Origin of the sequence: Shewanella livingstonensis (assembly GCF_003855395.1) — a bacterium.
GTDB lineage: Bacteria > Pseudomonadota > Gammaproteobacteria > Enterobacterales > Shewanellaceae > Shewanella > Shewanella livingstonensis.
On sequence record NZ_CP034015.1, the window covers coordinates 3,698,338 to 3,720,488 of the forward strand.

Below are 22,151 nucleotides of genomic sequence, written 5' to 3' on the forward strand. Positions count from 1 at the left end.
AGCGCTCTAGTCAGCTAGAATTCAGTCATCTAGGCTTTTGCTTTTATAGCCTCTAGCCGCGCAGCGTACTAGCAGCGCTCTAGTCGTCTAGCTTCTCATTTCCAGAGCGATATCTTTAACGTCCTACCGTCGTTTCGGTTAGTGCATCAAACTGAATAATATAATAGCGACCATCACTTTTGTCTTGCTGGTTATTTACCGCAGGAGACTGATGTAACTTATTCACCGTGACCAATAGTTTTCCATCGGCTGTAGTTGAAAAACCGTCAGACCAACTGAACTTATCATCATCTTGATATAAAATATGATATTGACGATCAGTGTCAATATAACCCACCGCGTTATGGCTAATGTCGGTAACATAAATATTACCGCCATTATCAATGGTGATCCCATCACTAATTGGCTTATTGGCATAAAATTCCACTTTACTGCGCAGCATATTAGCCGACATTTTGGCATCCAGCAGGTACTGCGTGTGAACGCGATACAGCTTTTCACCACTTAACGCACCAAAGTAAACCCACTCATTACTCGGATCAATGGTTAATGAATCAACTCCGATACGGATCGGTTGTCCGCCAATAGATAAAGTATTGCCATTAATCACAGTATCAACATCTTCTGGGCGAGTATAAACACTGCCGCCTAATACTCGTCTGGCTTTCCCTGTTGTTAAATCAACTACAATCAATCCCGCATTACTGCCACCAGCAGGATCGGTGATATAAACGGTTTCATGCTTTCTATCCACAGCAAGATCATTTAAAAATGAATTTTTAGGTAATACCGGCGCCGCTAAAGAGATCATTTTATATAAGCTGTTTTGCTCAGTATCCCAACCAATAAGTCGACCAACACCATCATCGGCAGAAGCCGTTTCTAACATCCATAAAATACCTTGTTCATCAATTACCACACCTAGCACAGGGTTAAGGTTTTGATTAAATGCAGTATCAGGATAATCAACTATCGAACCATCCGTTTTAAGCTCAACAATTCTCGAATTAACACCGTAAAAGTGATGATTACTCATAAACACTCGTCCACTGGACGAAACCGCCACATTACCCGGAGGATGCTGGCCATCTAGCTCACGAAACACCGAGTAATCTGCCGCCAACACACTGCAACTGAGTAGACTACTGAGCAATGCTAATGATGCTAAAATCGACTTTCTAGACATAAATAAACGTTTAAACATAATAAATCAAATCCTTACAGCGCTTTTAATGAGCTAATAATATCTTCAGGAGCAAGACGATAAGTATAATCGGCATCTACAAATGCTTTAGCAATGATACCGTCTTTGGCGACGACAAATGTCGCAGCAAGCGGAAAATCAAATTGATCCGCACCGTTATGCTTCTCTACCTCCACACCAAAGTTTTGATATAACTCACGCACTGACTCGGGTAACGAAAATACTAGCCCTAACTGTCTGGCATACTCGGCATTAACATCAGACAATACATCAAATTCAAGCTCATTCTTTTGTGCAGTCGATAACGACATATCCGGTAATTCTGGCGTAATGGCCACCAAAGTTGCACCTAACTGTTTAAACTCCGCCAGGTGTTGCTGATAAGCTCGCAGTGCCAAATTACAATAAGGGCACCAACCTCCACGATAAAATGTCACCACTAATGGTCCTTTGGCTAATAAATCGGCCAAATGACGCGTTTCACCCAATGAGTTAATTAACGAAAACTCAGCCAATTTATCGCCCGCTTTAGGAGCGCTATCAATAATGCCCGATAGCTTCAAATTCAATGTTGCATCCGACATAATTGCCAACGTCTGTGCAGGTAGGTTGGCTTTGGTAGCATCACGTTTTTCCGTGAGCTGAGCAGATAAAGACATAATAGTTTCTCATTTATTTTTGAATATGCGTTCAAGATAGTGAAATAACTACTATTGCGCAAGCAGTTTTTGAACAATCATTCAAGTAGTGGTAATATAGCAACACAAACGATTAAGGAACGATGTCATGGCAAAGAAAAACTTTGAACGAGAAGACGTATTAGATAAGGTCATTACATTATTTTGGCAAAATGGCTATGCCGCGTCGAGTATTCAACAAATAACCAAAGCAACCGGACTAAAACCGGGTAGCTTATATTATGAATTTGAGAGTAAAGAAGGTTTATTCCAAGCCGCGTTAGAACGCTATGCCACATTTTCGATTGACGCTATTCATCAATCAATGGCCAATGCGCCCAGCGTAAACCAAGCGATTAAACAGATTTTGAATGACCTCATCGAACAATCAAAATCATGCGAATATTGCGGCTGCTTTTTAATAAAAACCCAGCTAGAACTAGCATCTCAAGGTAATAAGCTTTATCAGTTTGCCTCTGCCCAATTGGCACAAATAGAGCAAATTTACGTTACTTACCTAAGTAAAAGCGTTACTGAGGCTCAAGCGAAAGCCTATGCAGCACAGCTCATGACGGTGATATTTGGCATTCGTATTTATGGTTATCAGGCCGACTCAGCAGAAACAAGTGCCAATACAGTAACCGCATTATTGCCGTGGTTAACAACCATAGTCGAAGGCTAAGCCAGTGATAGCCAGCGGTAGCTAAATCCTAGTCACGAAGTGTTTTATTGGTATTGCAGCTCAGTGACTGGGATCATTAACAAGATATAAGGATTCGATAGCCTCTGGCAGCATGGGTTTATACAAGTAAAAACCTTGAGCTAAATCGCATTCATAGGTCTTTATATAATCAAGCATAAATTGGTCTTCTACCCCCTCTGCAATTACTTTTAAACCGAGGTTATGACCGATGTCGATAATAGTTTTGGCAATTGCTGCCGATGAACTGCTGCTTTCAACATCTTGTAAAAATGCTTTATCAATTTTGAGATAATGCAACGGCAAAAACTGTAAGTAACTGAATGATGAATAACCTTTACCAAAATCATCCAGTGCGAAAGTAATTCCATACTCATTAAGCCGAAGCATGATGTTTTTAACACTGAATTTATCTTCCATAAAAATCGATTCAGTGAGCTCAATAATTAAAGACTTACCCTCTAATTTATGATGCGTTAAGGTATCAATTAAGTGTGTTATCAGAGCTTCATTTTGAAATTCTAAACAGCTTAAATTAATTGAAATAGCCAACTCACCAATACCAGCTTCTCGCCACTTTACTAACTGTAAACAGGCTTTAGAAATGACCAACCGACCGATATCAATAATTAACCCGGTTTGTTCTGCTATTGGAATAAAGACATCAGGTGGGATCACGGTGCCATCTTCCTGGGTCCAGCGGCATAAAGCCTCAACACTAACAACCTTCATTGTGTGTAAATCAACTTTGGGTTGATAGACTAAATACAAGTCATTATTTTCAATGGCTTTACGCAGTGATTGTTCAATCGCCAGTTGAGTTAACGCTTCTTTCTCAAGTGCTTGGCTGTAAAAGTGGAAGCTATTTTTACCTAAAGACTTTGACTGATACATGGCTAAATCTGCTTTACGGATCAGTGCATTGGCATTGTTATCATCATTAGGAAAAATCGAAATACCGATACTTGATGTCACCACAAATTGACGCGAACCAATAATAAAAGGCTGCTTAATCAATGCTAACAAGTCTTGGCAGACCTGCTTTATAACCATTTCTGACTCTATTTTTTCTAATACAATAATAAACTCATCGCCGCCCTGGCGAGATAAGGTATCAAATTCGCGTAAGCGTCCTTGAAGTCGTCTTACAACTTCTTTTAACACCAAATCGCCAGCGTCATGGCCTTCTGTATCGTTAATTTTTTTAAAATCATCTAAATCTAAAAATAACACCGCTAGCTTGTTATTTTCTCTTTTACTCGAGGCAATAGAATGGCTAATTCTATCCAGTAATAATGCACGATTTGGCAAACCGGTAAGCGCATCGTGAAAAGCATGATATTCAATAGTCGCTTCATATTGCTTTTGCACTGTCACATCGCGAAAACACCACACCCGGCCAGAAATTTTCTCTTCTTGTATTTGCGGCAAAGACCTAAAATCAAAGAAACGTTTATCGAGTAATTCAATGGTGCCCGTTAAATATTGAAATGGGTTTTGGTTAAGATCATCAATAATAGACAGCATATGCTGTTTGTCTTTTACGATGCTCATAAACTCTTCCCAGTGCGACACCGGTTTAAAACCACTTTCGTCAAAAAAAGCCTGTCCCATGCTATTAAATGACAAGAGTTCACCATTTAATGCATACACAAACAAAATTTCACCGGTTGAGTTGAAGGTCGCATTTAATAAACCAATAGAATGTTCAAGTTTATGTTGAACTTGTTTCATCTCTGCCAGCTGGCTCTTTAGGGTTTCGTTGCGCTCATTGAGCTCATTAGAGATAAGAAATAAAGATCGTTCTAACATTTTTACACTTTGCTCATGTTGAGCATAGGCGTCAGATATCGAAGATAACAAGTTATTATTGTCGGCAATAAATAACTCATCTTTTTGAGTGCGCTTAAGCTGGCGTAATAACAATTTATGCATTTTCAATATCATTATTTCTCAGAAAGTAGCGTGACAGCCATAGTCTGGTTATGTAAACCACACCGACCAATAGATTTTACAGGTGATATCTCACCGTACGAATAAAAACCCGAAATAACGCATTGCTCAGGTAAGCCTTGTTTTATGATTTCCAATTCTTCTTCAACCCGTTGCCCAAAGACTAATCGGCGACCGACACAACTGATTAAAATAGCTAACTCAACTGGCGTTTCGGTAAAAGATGCGCCGGCATTATCTGCCGCAAGTTGAGCCCCCTCCAGTAAATCTTCATAATTGGAATGCATTAACTGACATGTAGCACCTTCGGTCATGTTTCCGGCAAACAACATACTTTTTTGCCGTTCATCAATCGATAATATAGTACGCACTACGTGTTCTTGCTCACCATGTTGTTGTAACGCTAGAGGATATAACAAAGCCGATGCAGGAAGACCCGAAGAAAACTCGCCTAAGAACTCCTTATATAAATCTAACGCTGGTCGCCCGTCGAGTTCATAAAGCACATTATCCGTCGATTTAGTGATCTCACGTTTGGGCCCAAATGGACGCCATCCTCCTAAGCTACCACAACCAACAGATAACCTTTCACCATAAAGCCCTACCAGTACAATAAGACCACTTTCTATGCGCTTATTATGCCATACCGTGGTTTGGCTAAAACGTTCACCATCACCGGCTAACCCGCCGGTAGCCATCACGCCTTGAGGTAAATATTGCTGTAAACCATCAACCAATTCAGAGCCATTAACTAACTGGCCATCAGAAATAACCAAAACATGCTTTAATCCATCTAGTGATAGTTCACCAACCAGCTGCTTGGCTAACTCGGTGCAATGCTCAAATTGGTTTATCGAATGACTCACCACTTGCACCTGAGTATGATCAAAATCAATCGCGGTGACACATATGCTGTTGTCATACAAACAATCGTCTTGAATTTCTCCACTGGTACTGCAGCCAACAATCTGCGCATTCGGAAAAGCTATTGATAATTCATCGTTAAGCTGCTTGCTTAACATCAGTTCGGGTGAACCAAATGCTAATAACAGATTACTCGATAAACATTGGGGTAATGGTTTATCCCAATGACTATTTTGATATATTGTTTGAAAAACGTGCATTCGGTAATCCTTCACTAAAGAGATAGGCCATATTTTAGCCGAAACGATTACACCAAGTAATAACCACTAAGGATGGCTTGAGCAATTGAACATACCGTGATTGTTATCTTAAAGTAAACCCCGTTTATTATGCTATTTTCATCCGTATAACGTAACAGTAAAAACGCATTTTAATGAGCAATGACGGTACACTTAATTAACAACCTGTCGTAAGAAAAACAACCGTTTTACAGCAAGCAGAAGACATTACTCATATACCACTGTATGGTATTATTTCAGGCGATTAAAATGGCTGGTCATTGGACCCATCGTTCATACAATGTAAGGATTACTCATTGCTTACTTCCATTAAAAAACACTTAAAAAGTAACGGTAACCTCAAACACGCTAGGGTCATTGCACTATTTTCATTGGTGGGAATGGCCATCACTGGCGCTATGGGAATACTCAGCTTGTGGGGTAACAGCAGTACCTTAACAATAATCCTCTTTATTGCCAGCGCAATCTACCTAAGCGCCTTTTTTTTATCAAAAAAATTCAGCTTAAAAGTCAGTGGGACTATCATCATTTATTCATTATATTTATTAATGTTTTATTTGGTCTTTAGCGGTGGAGTCGCACAAACTGGTCCATTATGGGTTTTCATTGTAGCCCCCGTTTCCGTGTATGTTTTAGGCTTACGCCAAGGCTTAATTAATCTGGCAGTATTTTTGAGTGTCGTCAGTATCATCATGTTTTTACCGCAACATGTTATTGAGCATGCATCGTACACTCCAGAATTTAAGTTGCGACTCATATTGTCATTTTTAACCATGACATTTTTATCTGCATTATACGAATACTCTAGAATGCAGTCTTACAAAAATGTCGTCGCGTTGAGTAGCAAATACCAACAATTAGCCATGTCCGATCCACTCACAAAACTCGCTAACAGACGTAATGCATCAGCAGTATTGCAACAAGAAAAGTCACGCGTAAATCGAAATAACGAGCCGCTTTCGGTACTATTGTGCGATCTAGACCACTTTAAAGCGGTTAACGACAAATACGGTCATAACGCAGGTGATATGGTGTTAATGGAGTTGTCGCAAATATTTACTGATCATGTCAGACAACAAGACTGTGTTGCCCGTTGGGGCGGCGAAGAGTTTTTATTTATATTGCCGCAAACATCCGCCGAGCAAGCCAACATTATCGCTGAAAAAATTCGTGCCAGTGTGCAACAACACAGCATCATCTTTCACAAACATCAAATCAAAATCACCATTAGTATCGGCATAGCTCAACTCAGTGAAGATCAAAGTATCGACGAACTGATCAACCACGCCGACAAAAACTTGTACCAGGCTAAAACCTTAGGCAGAAATCGGGTTCATCCCGGTTAAATAACATTTCTCAATCACACTACCCCTTGATTAATCAATAATAGCCTACTGCTCTAGGGGCTGACCAAAATTATCATTCCAGTACCCTGTATTTGTCAGCACTAGCAGCCTAGCTATGCTTTATTTTTATCGCGACAAAATCGTTAAACACCGATGCATGACACTTAACCTAAAGTCCATCCCACTCAAAAATGACTCTGTAAAGTCAGTATCTAACTCAAAATTTGATAAAAACAATTGTGGTTTTTATTAATAATTACGTCTGTCGCAATCGATTCAACACCAAGGTATTTTCTTTGTTCATTCCTATCTGTACATCCTTTAAGGCTGATTATTTGACATAAAACTCATTAATTAAATAAGGATTGTTATTTGATAATTAAATTACGCATAAGGGTTCGTTAAATGACAAATATCTTTAAATTTTCTACTGTAGTCGCTGCAATTTTTATAGCCCAAGGTTGTACTCAAGGCCCTGATATTGGCAAGATAGATGATTCATCAATGCGTTATTTAGGCTCGAGTAAAGTCGATATTTATACACTCGATTCATCGGCAATCGAGGATTGGGCTGAAGCTAAAGCAGACTTCAAACGAAGAATGGAAGAAGTTACGGGCACGAAGGATTTTAGTGATGCTGAAGCTGTCGTTGAAGCCGTTGACGATTTAATTGATGAAATGGATCTTGTTGATTTAGTCGATGACGTAAAGCCTTTTAACCTAGTAGAGGCTAAAGCAAAACTGAAAGCGACCTATCAAGCACAACTTGATAACGAATTAGCACAGTTAGCAGCGAGTAAAGCTGAAAAAGATGCATTTCTTCCCACTTACAACGAATCTCTTGCTGCCTTTGAAAAAGGGAGATCTGATATTGAGTCATTTAAATCTCAAAGAGATGCGTTAAGTGATGCGTTTCAATTGGCAAAAACAGAAGCCATTAAAAGTCTGGCTGATGTAGGAGTTGATTCGGCTGGAAACATAGGTAAAAGATTAAATATTGATAGATTTTATAATACGTATTCGTATAATTTTACCGAGGCATTAAAAGATAAAACGTGTCGCGAGTTAGACAGGAATTCAGGAAATAAACCAAATTCTATTTATTATTCAGATGCCCGTATAACAGACGATAAATCAGAATTAGTTTGCACAAAAATTGCTTTCCCTTCTAGTTATGGGTCTGATAATACGGAAAACCAGAAACTTAAAGAACCACAAATTAACGCAATTAAACTTGCCTTAAATAAAGCTCAATCGTATTTGCGAGACGCCAATCAGTTAATAAAACAATCCAACTCGTATTACCAAGACCATCCTCAGATAGCTGATCTACATAACAGATACCAACGTAATGACAGAAGAATGCTAGAAAGCATTGAAACCAAAGTTAAATGGGCTCAAGACGCTGTGGATAGAGTGATAATTCCTAGTGATGAAAAAATAGCTACCGAAGTTGCTTTTGAACATATGCGTACTTTGAATTTGTATTCGGAATTTCACTACAATAATATTCTTTTAAATCAGCTAGATTATGTGGCTACTGTTAGCGCGGATGGGCGATTTAAGCTTGATAATAGTGAAAAATTTAATTTGTTAATTGCACGTCCAGAGAGAAAAATCAATCAAAAAGCCGCTTATAAAATAATTCGACTTGCTGAATTTGATGATAAAGCTTTAGTCACCATAGGGCTGAATGATATTTTGACATCAAAAGAATTCCAAACAATTACACTATAAACTTGACCGATGGAGCCTGAAAATAATTTACAGGCTCCCAAAAACTAAAACGGTAATCCCCTAATATAAATCACTTATAGGACTTTTTTAGTCAAAATGAGTTTGGCCACGCCGCAACTGTAATTCTTCAAATACTGTCGAACATCGCTCACTTTGCAATAAAATCAGTATCTAATTCAACATTTTATAAAAAAATTGTGGTTTTTTTTTAAAACTACGTCTGTAGCAAACTGCACCTTTTCTAGGTATTTTTATCTGCTCGCATCGTCTGACATCTGCTTTTACACCCTCTAGATGATTTATATTTGAGTTCGCAAAGGAAAATTTATGCTGAAAAAATCTTTTATCGTTGCAGGTTTATCACTTTTACTCGCCGCTTGCGGGGGACATGGCTATGAAGGTCAATATGAGTCAAGCATCGAGGCTACCGGATTAGGCAGCTTAAATAGCATGATGCCTAAAACAACAATGTACATCGGCACTGATTACATTGAATCAAATGGTCAAAAAATAGAAGTCGAAAAAATCTACGTCAAAGAACAAGACGACAGAAAATTTTTAATCATGCAAACACAAGAAGGCGATCAAGCCTACATCATCGATAAAGACGGTTCATTACTGATTAAATCAGGTCTTGCGACCATAAAATTTACCAAAGTTGATTAATGACACTCTGACCATGAAGAAAGTTGAAAATAATATGAAAAAATATACATCGTTAATCAGTATCGCATTATTATCTGCAGGATTAACTGCATGTGGTGGCAGCGACAGTAATGAAAACACCGACGATTCAGTCAATACACCTAGCAATGGCAACGGCTCATCTTCTTCTGAGCAAAGTGTCTATATGGCCCCAACAGGTGAACTTGCTCAAAAAATGCTGGCGATAACCCCATCTGCATCAGATAACAGCGTAGAAGCTCAATGTTCGACAACAAGCAGTGTCTATGAAACGACTGACTTGTATGTAGGTTTCAGCTCAAGCGCCAAAAGTAATGGGAATGACGCTGATTTAATTTATGCAGCACAACTTACTCAAGTCGCCTTAAATGAACTGGTAACAGCGACGGGCTTAAATAAAAGCAATGACCTAAATTTGGATGGACAAAATAAGTGGGTAATTTGTCTCGATAATAATAAAACGGGTATTGGAACAAGCTCAATTGCCAGTATGACATTTAGCCCATTCGAGCTTGACGCAGATAGCTTCAAACTAGCAAAACATGAATTATTCCATGTTGTTCAATCCGAACTGCTTGAACAAAGTACTGTATATCTTCACTTGCCTCGTTGGTTCCAAGAAGGCAGTGCAGAGTATTTTGCTTCAATGGATTCAAGTAATGTAAGCCGTTCATTATTAATGAACTTTACAAGCGATCTGGCAAGCAATTCCTCATTACAAGGGTTGCAATCAGCTTATGGCATTAACACCTATAATCACCAACAAGATATCTTAGAAGCCTATCCACAATACGATAATAAACTATACTCAATCTATAAAACCTCGGTTAACTACTTAGTAGACAAAGGGTTAACTGATCAAGCACTTATCTCACTCATTAGAAATTCGTATCAAGCAGGACAAGATCCTCAAACAATGCCACAGTTTCACAGTGAAATCGCAATGTTGCAAGCAACAGGCGCATTCACACTGCCTTCTGGCTATGACTACACAGACCTATTAACAACAGAAGGATACAGTGAACTAATCCTAAATGACTGGCTGAATACAGATCAATATTCAGCATCATTTACATCTGTTTCAGCGACAGTCACCATCGCCAGATTGTTTCTTATACCAACACTGGATCAAGAAAATGAGTATGAAGTTACGGTAAATACAGATCAGAGCGGCTATAGCTATGCCGTTGGCAGCATTCCAGATGGCGACTACCAGATTTACGCCATCGACACCGCTGATGAAAATGCTTATGGTCCAATGACACAATCCGTTGTTAATGGTGAATTAGGTGATATTGATTTCACCGGTGTTAACGTTTGTGAAACCTGTGATGACTGATCTTTATTCGTTAGTTAAATGAGTTCAATAAAAAAACCAGACAGCTTGTCTGGTTTTTTATTGGTGGTTAAACGTATCTTATACCATTCAGCGTTAGTAAGTGATCTCTCAGCGAGAATTTAAAAGGACTTAAACAAGGCGAATGACTGAATGAATAGTTGTTCTCTTTCGAAGTCATGCAACGCAGTATAAGCCCTTTTAAAACTCGCCTGAAAGGAATGCCCCAGCGGCTTTTGCTCTGCGTTCTCGCTATTTGAAAGGGAACAACCATTACTACATAGCGACACCTTAATCAAAAACCGCTGGACGCATTCTGAGTGGTCACATATTAATTCGGAATGGTATTAAATCACTATCACAACACCGTTTATGCAAACTCTCTAGACGGTTGAACAGACGGCTGCATGCGTTGCTTTAACCATGCTTTGGCAAACCGTAAATCATTTTCTACCGTTCTTAAAGACACTCCGAGTAACCTGGCAATTTCTTTGTTACTCTTTTGAGCAAAATAGCGTAAATCCAGTGCCTCTGCCTGCCTTGCATAGTGTTTAGAAAAGCCGTCCATTTCGAGGTACAAAATGATGCTATTAAAGTCATCCTCCAAAGATTGGCCTTTTTGATTAATCGCAATGGTTGATGACACTTTACTCATCCCCCTCGCCTTGCTCTTTACCGTCTTACGATAATGATCAATAAATAGGTTTCTCACCGTTGAATTTAAATAACTGTAAAACTCACGTAATGTTTCAACAGGTAAAGTTGACTCGGCGACCAACAACTTTTCATAGCAATCATGCGTTAAATCCGTAACAGACAAAGATAAAAATGCAGTATTTACATCCTCAGGCAGATTGTCATAATGAATATTGGCATACTCTTTTATTTTAATATAAGCCAATTCCATCAATACCTTCGTTGGCTCAGGCTCGCCATTCTGCCAAGCTTTAATTAAACACAACACTTCACTTTCTGTCATTAACAAGCTCCTTTGAATCTATATTAACTGCTGCGTTTCGCTAAACCCACAGACCGTTCAGCAACCACTACGTCATCCACCAGCTGCTGGTATTGCTTATACCAATTACTATTACTCTGAATATTTCGGTTATCTAACAGTGTTTTAATCTGGGTAATGTTGCGCTTTGAAAACGCTATATTGCGGTAATTCAGGGCGATGTTGGCTTCTTTTATCAATACATCAAGACGATTAGCAGAATTGCGACGCTCTTTTGCTCCCCACGTAAACTGAGGTAATGCAGCTAACACAATGTCAGAGTCCGCTTCTGTGCTTACGCTTTCACTTAGTAAATAGGCAAGTTCAAGTTGTTTCTTATTGTAAAAATAAACATCTCGCTTTGCTGTTGTAGTAAGCACATCTTGCGATTGCAAATAATCAATACGCGTTAGTGCTAAGTCCTGGCTTGTGACTAAGTTCAGTAAATAAGTATTGAATGCGGGTGTAAATAGCGCTGTTGTTCGCTCTGAAATATTGTCTTTGCCACTCACCAGCCCATCAACATCATTTAAAATTTGAGTCACAATCGCGGGCAAGTTTTCAGGGGCTTTCCCAATAATAGACAAATACTCATCTATAATTTTTGCTGCTAACGTCACCGATGCAATGTCCCGCTTATCAGTACCAAGGGTTAAATACACATTAAACAACCGATTAGCATATTGTTGATATTGTTCAAAATCCCCTATGTTGTATAACGTGAACAACAGTACCTCAAGCGAATTCAGATATAAACCGGGGTTAGTCGCCAAATATGTTTCCGCTAACGTGACACCGTCTACCGCCGCTTGATAACTTAATTGCGGCGCATCATAAGCATAAAAACCAGCAATCATGCGATAAAAGTAAATATTATTAGGATGTTGTTCACCGACAATTTTTTTGTGGTTATTCAGCGCCTGGTTCATTACACGCTGTCCTTCTTCAAATCTGTCTAATTCTATGTACGCCCGGCCTAATACCAACTGCTTTTTTAACACTTCAATTTGGTTGTTCAAACCAGTATAAATCTCGACCGATTGATTAAGGGCAACAGCGGCTTCTTCAATAAGTGGTTTATATTGAGAGTCAAAAATGAGTTCATCGGTTTGCTCAAAGTTAAACTCTATCCCAATGGGTATTTGATTCTCTAGCGCACCACCAAGTGCCCCAAGCACATTACCTTTAAGCTCATCGGTTAATTCACTCCAATAATGGGCTTTGATATTTCTCAGTAAATTAATGTGTTGTAACCCCATATCGCTGGGCATACTTTGATATAAATGGTATTTCTGGCCATTAAGGTAATTGTGATAAAAAATGGCTTGCAATGGTGTATCAGGTAACCCCTCAACATCCGAAAATGTTAAATGGTCAAGTAACACACTTGTATTAGGGTCAATCAAACTAAATTCATTTGAATAGTTGTACAATTGCACTAATTGTCCACCTGCTTTAAAAGCCGTATCAGCGTCGTTTAATAATGCAACGTTATTTATCACTTCTTGATACAGAACTTTAGCTTGTGCAATATTACCAATAGACTCATAACTATCAGCCAGAGTCAGTTTGATTTTCGCAATAGAATCGGCATTAAGGACTTTATCATCTTTGACGATTTTTTTAGCATTATCTAATAAATCTACCGCGAGTAACTCTTTACCATTCGATTTTTTTAAGTCTGCCATTTCCAATAGCTCAGATAACTTTTTTACCACCAAGTCAGACTGATTCTTAGCCACTTTAAGGTCTTCAAACTGTATATATAAATTCACAGTTAGATAAGTTATCGCGGCTAAAAAACTCACCGCTGTCAATGTTGGGATAGGGTATCGCTTAAAAATAAACTTTGTTAATTTAAACCTATAACTGCCCGAATACGCAGTTACATTTTGATGACTTAAATAGCGTTCAATATCATATTTAAGATCTAAAACAGAAAGATAACGTAACGAACTATCAAGGCTGGATGCTTTATCAGCAATCGCATGTAACTCCACACTTTTGCCATATTCATCTGAGCAAAGCAGTAAGTCTTTTAAAATTAACCCAAGTGAGTAAATATCACTTGTTGTATTGGCAAGTTCGCCGAGTTTAACTTCTGGGCTGGCATAAATGGGGGTTAACGCCTTAACATACGTTTTGTATATCTGTTGGCTTGGTTCGTCACTATTACAAAAGATACGCGCAATACCAAAATCCAATACCTTTATTTGATTGCTATTATCGACCAGAATATTGGCGGGTTTAAGATCTGCATGAACAATTTGATTTTGGTGCGCATGATGAATGGCGTCACATAAGCTACAAAAAACGCTTAACTTATCTTTTAATCGAACGCTGTTATCGGCCCATAACGTTGAAATTGGCTTTCCATCAACGAGCTCCATCACAATGTAAGAATAACCTTCAGCGGAGATCCCCGCGTCAAAAACCTTACCAATATTAGGATGATTGAGCTTTGCCATAAAGCTGGCTTCACGAATTAAGGCTTCTTTACCTATAAATGACTCTAATTGATGATTAATAATTTTAACAGCCACTTTCTGTTCAAATTTCTCATCAATTCTATCGGCTAAATAAACGGCTCCCATGCCACCTTGGCCAATGAGTTCCACCAATTTAAATGCCCCCACAAAACAGCCTGTTAACGCGGTCACATGGTTAGATAAGCTGTCAAACTGGTCTGCCATTAATCTTGACCAATCATGTTCAGCAAGCTCGTTGTCATTGGTAATAAGCACATTAATTTCATCAATTAATGCTTGTTCACCTTCACACTGCTGATGAATAAATGCACGTTGTTGTGTAGCAGGAAGTGAGATTGCTTGAATAAAAATATCGTAAAGTGAAGTCACGTTCCCGCCTGTGAATGAGAGTTATATCCGTATAAAGATGCCTAAAATGCTCAACAACACGCAAATAATGAAACCATATAAACACCAAAGCTATGTTATTAATCTTTCACAAAATCAACATGTCGTTATTAGTGCTGCACCGTTAACGTTTACGCAGCAACATAGGGTAATTGACTCCTTGATCAAGCGTATCGCAGAGTCATCACAAAGTATGACACCGTGTAATTTGATGACTATATCCTTAACTGTTTAAAAGTCTATAACAGACTGATTTAAATGCTTAAAATTTGACCTGAAACGCTATAATATAAAAAATATTCGATTCTGATGTGGTTTTTTTTAAAAAATCCGTCTGTAGCCATTCTCTGTAAATTGGGTTATTTTTTTATAGGGTGTTTGCGCATTCATGTCCCCTTTACTGCTCATTGCGAGTAATTAATTGGGTACTAAACACTGAGGCTGAAAACAACGAAGCATTGTTGTTTTTACATTAGCTTTTATCACCACACATTTAATGTGTGGATGGATATTAATGGCGTTATTGAGATTCTGTGACATTAAAATGAAAAAACATTCTTATACATTATTAGCATCATTGGTGTTATCGGCTTGTGGTGGCGGTGGTGCTGACTCAGAAAAAGAAACCGATGTCCCATCAGATACAACACCATCTAAAACCTATGTGTCTGGTAATACGGTGCAATCTGGTAGTGCTGGCTATATAGAATATCCAACAGAAGATGTAGGTCAGGGTTATTACTGTAATGGTAGTTCTGACAAGTATTTTGAAAGCGAATTTGTACGAGTTTATGCTAACAGCGCAGTTGGCAATAATGACTTAATGGCTGTTGCAACAATTGTTCAGAACAACATGTCTTTTTCCTACGGGAAAATGAACTTTACCACGGCATCCCTAAAAGAATTTATGCCGCAATACGCACCAACTATCGCAAATCGTTTTTTACAAACAAACGAATACAATGATGAACTTGCGTATAACTATGTCTATACCGGCATTCATAAAGATCTTGATTGGAAGTCAATGACCGCTAGCGATGTTATCTATGGCATTCCAGATCATTATCAGTCTCTTGACACTCAGGGCGCTATTGACACGGCTTTAATTCTAACCGAAAAATTTAGCGAACTATCAGGAACGGAAGTTGAAAAACGCAGCGACAAAGTTATTGTCTGTCTTGCTGGACACATGAACAAAAGTCGTTTTGCTGAAGGGACATTTCGAGGGCTAAACTTCGCTGAGCCAGAAACGGATAGTCGTGTATTAGAATCAGTATACACCAAGCACGAGCTTATTCACCATGTTCAAATGCAACACTATCGAGTCACTGATGGTTCTGTTATAGGCATATACAACCTTCCGTACTGGCTTGTAGAAGGTCAGGCAGTGTATCTTTCAGGCCAATCAATAGCTAAACGAAGCGAAGTATCAAATACATCAATTGATGATATGAACAACGCATCAGATAAAAACTTGTACTATGAAGAATATGGGTTGGCTTATAGCTATCTTCACCTAAATAACGATATTGATACCATAAACAAGTTATATTCAAATACAGCAAGCGGTATCACTAGTTTTGAGTCAGCGTTTGATGCGCTTGGATTAAAGAATCATTATGGGCAAGTAATGACTTACAGTTCATTTAAATCAAATTATCAAACATGGGTAGCCGACTGGAAATAATATAAATTAGGGGCAGCGATAAGTTACCCTAATTTCAAATTAAACGTCTATCTCCTAGTAACACATTTATCTTGCACAATAACATTTTTCTCATTGCAACAATTTTAACAAATGTATAAAGGGTAATCATGAGTAGTCATAGAATAGTAAAAAATAAATCATTTGGCCTATACTTTCTTTCATTTATGGTCCTATCTCCAATTTGGATTTTTTTAGGATTAATAATTGGTGGTTTTTTAGGTTATCAATACAATAGCACCGCGTTTTTCTTTGGGTTGATATGCTCTCCTATAGCATTAAGTTACTTTCATACATCTAGGAAAATAAATAAACTCAACGAGTCTGCTGACTTACTTGAGAGTAATGTAAAAAAACTGCTTGAGAATACCGACTACTATTACACTTCCGCAGGTAGTGCTATGGGTGTTGATGTTGTAAATAACATTATTGTCGTTGTTGCTACTGATAGAAAGTTAAAATTATTATCACCTATAACTTTTGACGCAAAAATCATAAAGGATTACAAAGCCTACTCTCCTGGGCATACCTTAACAGATGTCATTGGCCATGCTAGTACAATGGATAAACACAGTGTTTTAACAAAAAACATTAACTCTCAGGTTAATTCTAGTCTTGAAACTGGACTTTATTTTAGTTTAGACAATATTTTAATGCCAAAAGTGTTTGCGAAAATGGAGTATAATGAAGCAGAGAAGTGGCTTTTGATTATAGAGAAAATATTAAACCAAACAATTGAATCTCAACCGTCACCAATGTTTTATCCGCCACAATAATATGATGAATTAATTATAATACCTGGCAGGTAAAGTTGGCAGTTAATTATTACCAAGTATTTTGTTAAATAGGTGGCAATAATGGACAGGGTAACCGCATGAGTGTGCGTTTTTTGTTCATAATGAATAGTATCAATACAGAACCACTTCCAATCATTCATGAAATGATAACGTTCTGAACAAATGTAGTTTTAAAAATATACTGAATCTGTTCGTAAAACGTTCGCGATCTCGCCCTGCAATAATGGATTATGCAATTAGATTTAAATAACAAATAACAAATAACAAATAACAAATAACAAATAACATAGTAATTAATTAATGCTGAATTATTTAAAAGAATCAGTATTAATCAATTATATATGTCCAGTTTAATCAACTCTGTTAATCGAGATTATATAATGAAAAAGAACATCGCTCTGTTTATTTATACTGCGGTTATAACCGTTTTTCTTTCTGCTTGTGGTGGGGGCAGTGACAGCGATGAAAATGATAGCTCCTCGGTAACACCAACGCCACCAGTAACCACACAGCCATCTCAACCAATGACAGTTAGTACGTCTTTGATTAGCACCTCAGTAGATGAGCTAGGCTCAGTTTCTGGCTCATTCTCAGCAGGCAATGTTAATGGCACACTGTCGGCAACAAGTAGCTATTCAGGCAAAGGAAAAGTCAAAATTGATGTTAGTGGTAATTCAGTTAATGTGACCTTTACTGCCCCTGAAATGAACAACGATCTCATTGAGCAGTTTGTCGTTACCGCTAAAGACAGCAAAACTTCACATACCGTTACGTTCACGGCCAATGTTAAAAACACATCAGCCGTCAGTAAGGTTTCGTTTTTAACCGCCTACGCATCATCAGTGAGCCAAAAATCATTATTTGCTGACATGACGAATATTTACCGCTTTTACAGTAGTGCTGGGGTGTATGTTGGCGAAACAACAGCATCCGATGCAGATGATTATCAAGATGCCTTTAGTGACTCGCAAACAGTGGCATACAGCACCTTAGCCAAAAACAGTTCTTACTCTTCAGCAGCAATCACCAAAATGCTTGCAGACTACAAGACTGGCGCACTGAGTGAGACCGATATTGATTCAACTATAAGCGGCTTGCAAACCTACATTCTTTCAATCAACACCACTTTGGCGACAAAAATCAGTGATATTGCAGCGCTTTCAGACAAGCTACCGGTGTTTACTCCGGGTGAGTTAAGTATGACCTTGACTGGCATGTCATCTTTAATTGGTAATCCATCCATGGGCTCATATGTGAACGGCCAGTGGGTTTTTAATAGCGAATTTGCGTTAATCGGCAAAATCATTTCATCAACTTGTGCCGCAGAATAACGCTGTATTACCGGAGAATATCATGAAAAAATTAACTACCTTATCAATGGCAATACTCGCGTCTTTCGTAGCAACAGCAGCAATGTCTGCGCCAAAAGAAACGCAGATTACTGAACGTTACTTTACGCCACAGCTTGCGCCCCAGCCTACTGGTAAACAGTCTGTGTCATCTGATGGCTCATTGCCTAACGATGCTGAGTTTCAACGCCTACAGTATTCTTACATGCACTCTTCATTAACTGAGGCAACGGTCGGCAATTACTTTATTGGCTCGTGGCTAAAATCACAAACCAAGCAGACAAAAAAAATCCGTGTTGGAGTTGTTGATGTGGGATTTGCTCCTCATCCTGATATCAACTACGCGAATGAAAGTGCCGACTTTTTTGAAAATGACAATGATGCATACAGTGAAAAGATAATGCGTGAGTCATCCTCATGCACTCCTCACGGAACGTATGTCGCTTCAATCATTGCAGCAAAAAGCAATAATGGCGTGGGTATCTTTGGTGCTGGCAATAACGTTGAAGTCGTCCCAGCACGAGTGGCTGCCTGTGGCCAAGGAAGCAACTTTGAAACAAGTGACGGCATAGCTTGGCTGGCTGGAAGAAGTTTTGCTGATGAAGGTATCGCCGATATCAGTCATTCTGTTGATGTTATTAATGTTAGTCGTGGTGGTTATGGTGGATGTCCTATCGATATTCAGGAAGCAGTTGATTATGCTATGTCAAAAGGCATTACCGTTGTCGCTTCAGCAGGAAATGGTAACGTCGAAACAGAACTTTCGTGGCCGGCAGGCTGTAAGGGTGTTATTACTGTTTCTGCTACTGATATAAACGACAACCAGGCAAGCTTTACAAATTATGGGCATGCAAATGACATTACTTCTCGCGGAGTTGATGTTGCCCTTTATGGCTTAGATGATCCATCTTTGCCTAATAAGACATACATTGGATCAGGAACATCATTTTCTGGCCCTCTAGTCTCATCAGCGATTGCCAACGTACTTAGTGTTACTGACGGGCTAACGCCAGCAGAAGTGAAATACCTTCTTTTATCAACATCTACTGAGTTTAGTGACACCACAACGTGTACTGTTGATAGCTGTGGTGAAGGTCATCTTAACAATGACAAACTTGTTGAAGCGGGTGAACTTTATCAGGCGGGCAATTTAAGCTACATCAAGCAGGCACTTCCTTATGGTAATGCATGTGATAAACAGCTACTGATTGAAACATTTGGCGAGTCACTTCCGTTATGCGGAATGCTTGAATTAACACTGAATGCGCTTGGTACAGAAAGAGATCATGTAACCTATAACGTCTATCGTGCACCAAAAGGCACCGCTATTGATGTGAATGACAGTGCCACTGAGTTATTCATCAGTGACACGAAAAAGACAACACAGCTAGTACCTGATTTCGATATCGAATCATTCGACTATGGATTTACAGTGTGCTTCTCAGATGATTGTTCTGATGATGTTATTCACATCACAACATACGAAGAAAAAGACGCTAGCTGCGAATAAACAATAACGATTTCATGATAAAAAACCGATAAAAAAAACGGTCATCGTATTCACGATGACCGTTTTTTTGTATTGAAACTACCTAGTAGACTATAGCTTTAAGAAAGGTTCTCTTGCACGTTGACATTGTTGTAGCGTGTCGTATAAAGAACCTAGCGCAAGGGTACGACGTTTTTGATTACTACGATTAAACTTCGATTTTATAATGATTAATAATATAAAAACGAGGGTAAAGAGCACTAGTGGTGAGTAATTAATGGGAATATGCAACATATCAGTCAGTTTAAATACTGGGTAACCCACTGCATACGGAATAATAGAAAAAATAGCATTCATGACGGGTTGAAAATATACGGTAACCGCAATGGCTAATATTAAAAGCATTAAAATAATCATCTGACTTTTATTTGACGTCCTGCTCCAATGCGTTGCGGTTTCAGGTTTTATCGTTTCATTCTTATTAATATTAAAATAAAACTCATTGTAATCGTCATTGGTATCACGACCTTCGACCCTACTGTAACCTAATAAAATCCAATCACCGATATCTGCAGTACCTAAAAGTGATTGAGGTGCCTTAAACGCTTTTTCTTCCCCTTCTGGAGTTTCGACCATCAATTCGCCATAAATACTAGAGTCTCGTTGACGATGACTTGTGGTGGTGGTGTTGTACTCTGAGCGAATAGTCATGCCATAGTGATTTTTATAATCGGTACGTGTTGTTCTCGAACTAACTTGCGTATTGTCACTCACGTCTGATTGGACACTCTTATCAATCACTTTCACAAGTTGGGAATAACTGGTAATTGTGCAAGGGAAATGAGACACCAATACATGCTTATGCAAGTAATCACTCTCATTGTGCGTAATGAAAGGGTGGCAAGTTTGCTGTATTTTCTCTTGTCTTGTGAGGCGCGAAGGTGGCACAACACGCTCAATGGTATTGTTGCCAAGCTCTGTTAACGAATGAGTGTCACGTTCGTTATGCGCTTTGTTAGCGTCCACAATCAATTCACTGGCCATCTCGTTGATTTGCAATGCGCCACAAGATGAGCAATACCGGTATTGGTTATCGTTAAGCGCATCACAATGATGGCAGTACACATCGTCTTTTTTGGCTTGTCGAGCACGCTGGTTATAGCCCATGTCGTCTATCGACACACTTAATATACGTTTCGTTGTATTCTTTATTTCATCTAATCTTGCGGTCTCTGCATCAAATGTTTTTGTGCGGCGGCTGATCCACATTGATGAGCTAATAATGGTAGCGATGACGGTGAGTGTCGCACCCAACTCAAAGGGGTATAACGCAAAATACCCCCCTATAACACCCAATATACAACAAAGAAATAAAGCACTGATAAAAATACCGAATTTAGAAAAATCTTCAACGCGATAACCAGGTTCACGTATAGATTCCTGGCCACTATCACGATGAAAAACGACAACGGGAGCAAGCTCATTATGAGTCACTAAGTTGGCTTCACTCTTATACGCTAATGGATAATTAGCACTGTAGTCGGTTGGCATTAAAATAGTTATCACATCGCCTTTGACGACTCGAGCAAGCGAGCTGTCTTCTGCGCTGATACTGACCGTTTTTTGCTCACCATTTTCATTGTTAAATGTTAAAAACCAGTATGAATAATATAACGTTTCGCTATTACTTCCGCCGGATTGAAAACGGCGTTTGTAATAATGCGTTTTTTCTACCCAACCAGTATAAATCGTCGCATTAGGACAATGTACTTTTAGTTCATCAATAATATCTGGATGTAATACAGTTATTGATTTTATGGTGACAAGGTTATCTATTTTATCGCCACAATCTGGGCAATAGTGATCTTCAATCGTCAGCGTTGTCGTGCAATGTTTCATTCAATAATCCTTTATTTTACGCAATGCGCTTTGTTGTCCGTACAAACATCAAGACGTTAAATTAAGTGATGGTGCGACTAGGTTAGTTAGTGGCTTATTTAGCGGTAGGCTTGCTATTAATAAATCAATCTTCGTTAACGCCGTGAGTAAACGTTGGCATTAATGTCACGTTTGCCCAGCAGTACACAAACTGTATAAATGACACCGCCTGTATCGCTAGGCTCTACAGGCGGTGTTTT

Annotated in this window: 16 protein-coding genes; 9 read left to right on the top strand and 7 right to left on the bottom strand. The window is 38.7% G+C overall.

Features of this window, described 5'->3' with window-relative positions; translation table 11 throughout:
* Window positions 1-115 precede the first annotated feature (115 nt).
* Together EGC82_RS15960 and EGC82_RS15965 are read right to left on the bottom strand one after the other, a co-directional pair.
* Window positions 116-1,204: an L-dopachrome tautomerase-related protein gene (locus EGC82_RS15960; protein ID WP_124731640.1), complete on the bottom strand. Its 1,089-nt coding sequence runs from the start codon at window positions 1,202-1,204 to the stop codon at window positions 116-118.
* Window positions 1,205-1,218: 14 nt separating this feature from the next.
* Window positions 1,219-1,863, bottom strand: a complete 645-nt coding sequence (locus EGC82_RS15965; RefSeq protein WP_124731641.1) for a peroxiredoxin-like family protein — start codon at window positions 1,861-1,863, stop codon at window positions 1,219-1,221.
* A gap of 127 nt (window positions 1,864-1,990) precedes the next feature.
* Between EGC82_RS15965 and EGC82_RS15970 the strand changes: the two genes are divergently transcribed.
* Window positions 1,991-2,563 (top strand): TetR/AcrR family transcriptional regulator, encoded by a 573-nt coding sequence (locus EGC82_RS15970; protein ID WP_124731642.1) that lies wholly within the window; start codon window positions 1,991-1,993, stop codon window positions 2,561-2,563.
* A 60-nt stretch (window positions 2,564-2,623) separates the two neighbouring features.
* Here EGC82_RS15970 and EGC82_RS15975 read toward each other — a convergent pair whose 3' ends face one another.
* Together EGC82_RS15975 and EGC82_RS15980 are read right to left on the bottom strand one after the other, a co-directional pair.
* Window positions 2,624-4,516: a sensor domain-containing protein gene (locus EGC82_RS15975; protein ID WP_124731643.1), complete on the bottom strand. Its 1,893-nt coding sequence runs from the start codon at window positions 4,514-4,516 to the stop codon at window positions 2,624-2,626.
* 11 nt (window positions 4,517-4,527) lie between these two features.
* The gene (locus EGC82_RS15980; protein WP_124731644.1) at window positions 4,528-5,658 is read right to left on the bottom strand and encodes an FIST signal transduction protein; all 1,131 of its coding nucleotides are present in this window, start codon (window positions 5,656-5,658) and stop codon (window positions 4,528-4,530) included.
* Window positions 5,659-5,993: 335 nt separating this feature from the next.
* On the opposite strand from EGC82_RS15980, the gene EGC82_RS15985 reads away from it, so the two are divergent.
* The 4 genes from EGC82_RS15985 (at window position 5,994) to EGC82_RS16000 (ending at window position 10,803) form a co-directional block, all read left to right on the top strand.
* Entirely contained in the window at window positions 5,994-7,043 is a 1,050-nt protein-coding gene (locus EGC82_RS15985; RefSeq protein ID WP_124731645.1) for a diguanylate cyclase, read from the top strand.
* A gap of 405 nt (window positions 7,044-7,448) precedes the next feature.
* Window positions 7,449-8,780 carry a hypothetical protein gene (locus tag EGC82_RS15990; protein WP_124731646.1) on the top strand — a complete coding sequence of 444 codons (1,332 nt, stop codon included), beginning with the start codon at window positions 7,449-7,451 and terminating at the stop codon, window positions 8,778-8,780.
* 327 nt (window positions 8,781-9,107) lie between these two features.
* Window positions 9,108-9,446, top strand: coding sequence for a hypothetical protein (locus EGC82_RS15995; RefSeq protein WP_124731647.1), 339 nt, complete (start codon window positions 9,108-9,110; stop codon window positions 9,444-9,446).
* A 34-nt stretch (window positions 9,447-9,480) separates the two neighbouring features.
* Window positions 9,481-10,803, top strand: coding sequence for a hypothetical protein (locus EGC82_RS16000; RefSeq protein ID WP_124731648.1), 1,323 nt, complete (start codon window positions 9,481-9,483; stop codon window positions 10,801-10,803).
* 367 nt (window positions 10,804-11,170) lie between these two features.
* Here the strand turns inward: EGC82_RS16000 and EGC82_RS16005 are convergent, their stop codons facing one another.
* Both EGC82_RS16005 and EGC82_RS16010 read right to left on the bottom strand, forming a co-directional pair.
* A complete protein-coding gene (locus tag EGC82_RS16005) occupies window positions 11,171-11,779 on the bottom strand; it encodes a sigma-70 family RNA polymerase sigma factor (protein WP_124731649.1) in 609 nt (202 codons plus the stop codon).
* Window positions 11,780-11,802: 23 nt separating this feature from the next.
* A complete protein-coding gene (locus EGC82_RS16010) occupies window positions 11,803-14,655 on the bottom strand; it encodes a serine/threonine-protein kinase (RefSeq protein ID WP_124731650.1) in 2,853 nt (950 codons plus the stop codon).
* A gap of 532 nt (window positions 14,656-15,187) precedes the next feature.
* On the opposite strand from EGC82_RS16010, the gene EGC82_RS16015 reads away from it, so the two are divergent.
* The 4 genes from EGC82_RS16015 to EGC82_RS16030 all read left to right on the top strand — a co-directional run bounded on the left by EGC82_RS16015 (window position 15,188) and on the right by EGC82_RS16030 (window position 20,034).
* A complete protein-coding gene (locus EGC82_RS16015; RefSeq protein ID WP_124731651.1) occupies window positions 15,188-16,360 on the top strand; it encodes a hypothetical protein in 1,173 nt (390 codons plus the stop codon).
* Window positions 16,361-16,488: 128 nt separating this feature from the next.
* On the top strand, window positions 16,489-17,154 hold the full coding sequence (locus EGC82_RS16020) for a hypothetical protein (protein WP_124731652.1): 666 nt from the start codon (window positions 16,489-16,491) through the stop codon (window positions 17,152-17,154).
* Between the two features lie 401 nt (window positions 17,155-17,555).
* Window positions 17,556-18,506 carry a hypothetical protein gene (locus EGC82_RS16025; protein WP_124731653.1) on the top strand — a complete coding sequence of 317 codons (951 nt, stop codon included), beginning with the start codon at window positions 17,556-17,558 and terminating at the stop codon, window positions 18,504-18,506.
* 22 nt (window positions 18,507-18,528) lie between these two features.
* Complete coding sequence (locus tag EGC82_RS16030; RefSeq protein ID WP_124731654.1) at window positions 18,529-20,034, top strand: S8 family serine peptidase; 1,506 nt, start codon at window positions 18,529-18,531, stop codon at window positions 20,032-20,034.
* Window positions 20,035-20,124: 90 nt separating this feature from the next.
* Here the strand turns inward: EGC82_RS16030 and EGC82_RS16035 are convergent, their stop codons facing one another.
* Window positions 20,125-21,912, bottom strand: coding sequence for a zinc ribbon domain-containing protein (locus tag EGC82_RS16035; RefSeq protein ID WP_124731655.1), 1,788 nt, complete (start codon window positions 21,910-21,912; stop codon window positions 20,125-20,127).
* Window positions 21,913-22,151: the final 239 nt, after the last annotated feature.

Excerpts from the sequence above, each read along its gene's own strand:
- EGC82_RS15960 (WP_124731640.1), bottom strand. The coding sequence starts at position 1,204 with ATGTTTAAACGTTTATTTATGTCTAGAAAGTCGATTTTAGCATCATTA.
- EGC82_RS15965 (WP_124731641.1), bottom strand. The coding sequence starts at position 1,863 with ATGTCTTTATCTGCTCAGCTCACGGAAAAACGTGATGCTACCAAAGCC.
- EGC82_RS15970 (WP_124731642.1), top strand. The coding sequence starts at position 1,991 with ATGGCAAAGAAAAACTTTGAACGAGAAGACGTATTAGATAAGGTCATT.
- EGC82_RS15975 (WP_124731643.1), bottom strand. The coding sequence starts at position 4,516 with ATGCATAAATTGTTATTACGCCAGCTTAAGCGCACTCAAAAAGATGAG.
- EGC82_RS15980 (WP_124731644.1), bottom strand. The coding sequence starts at position 5,658 with ATGCACGTTTTTCAAACAATATATCAAAATAGTCATTGGGATAAACCA.
- EGC82_RS15990 (WP_124731646.1), top strand. The coding sequence starts at position 7,449 with ATGACAAATATCTTTAAATTTTCTACTGTAGTCGCTGCAATTTTTATA.
- EGC82_RS15995 (WP_124731647.1), top strand. The coding sequence starts at position 9,108 with ATGCTGAAAAAATCTTTTATCGTTGCAGGTTTATCACTTTTACTCGCC.
- EGC82_RS16000 (WP_124731648.1), top strand. The coding sequence starts at position 9,481 with ATGAAAAAATATACATCGTTAATCAGTATCGCATTATTATCTGCAGGA.
- EGC82_RS16005 (WP_124731649.1), bottom strand. The coding sequence starts at position 11,779 with ATGACAGAAAGTGAAGTGTTGTGTTTAATTAAAGCTTGGCAGAATGGC.
- EGC82_RS16015 (WP_124731651.1), top strand. The coding sequence starts at position 15,188 with ATGGCGTTATTGAGATTCTGTGACATTAAAATGAAAAAACATTCTTAT.
- EGC82_RS16020 (WP_124731652.1), top strand. The coding sequence starts at position 16,489 with ATGAGTAGTCATAGAATAGTAAAAAATAAATCATTTGGCCTATACTTT.
- EGC82_RS16025 (WP_124731653.1), top strand. The coding sequence starts at position 17,556 with ATGAAAAAGAACATCGCTCTGTTTATTTATACTGCGGTTATAACCGTT.
- EGC82_RS16030 (WP_124731654.1), top strand. The coding sequence starts at position 18,529 with ATGAAAAAATTAACTACCTTATCAATGGCAATACTCGCGTCTTTCGTA.
- EGC82_RS16035 (WP_124731655.1), bottom strand. The coding sequence starts at position 21,912 with ATGAAACATTGCACGACAACGCTGACGATTGAAGATCACTATTGCCCA.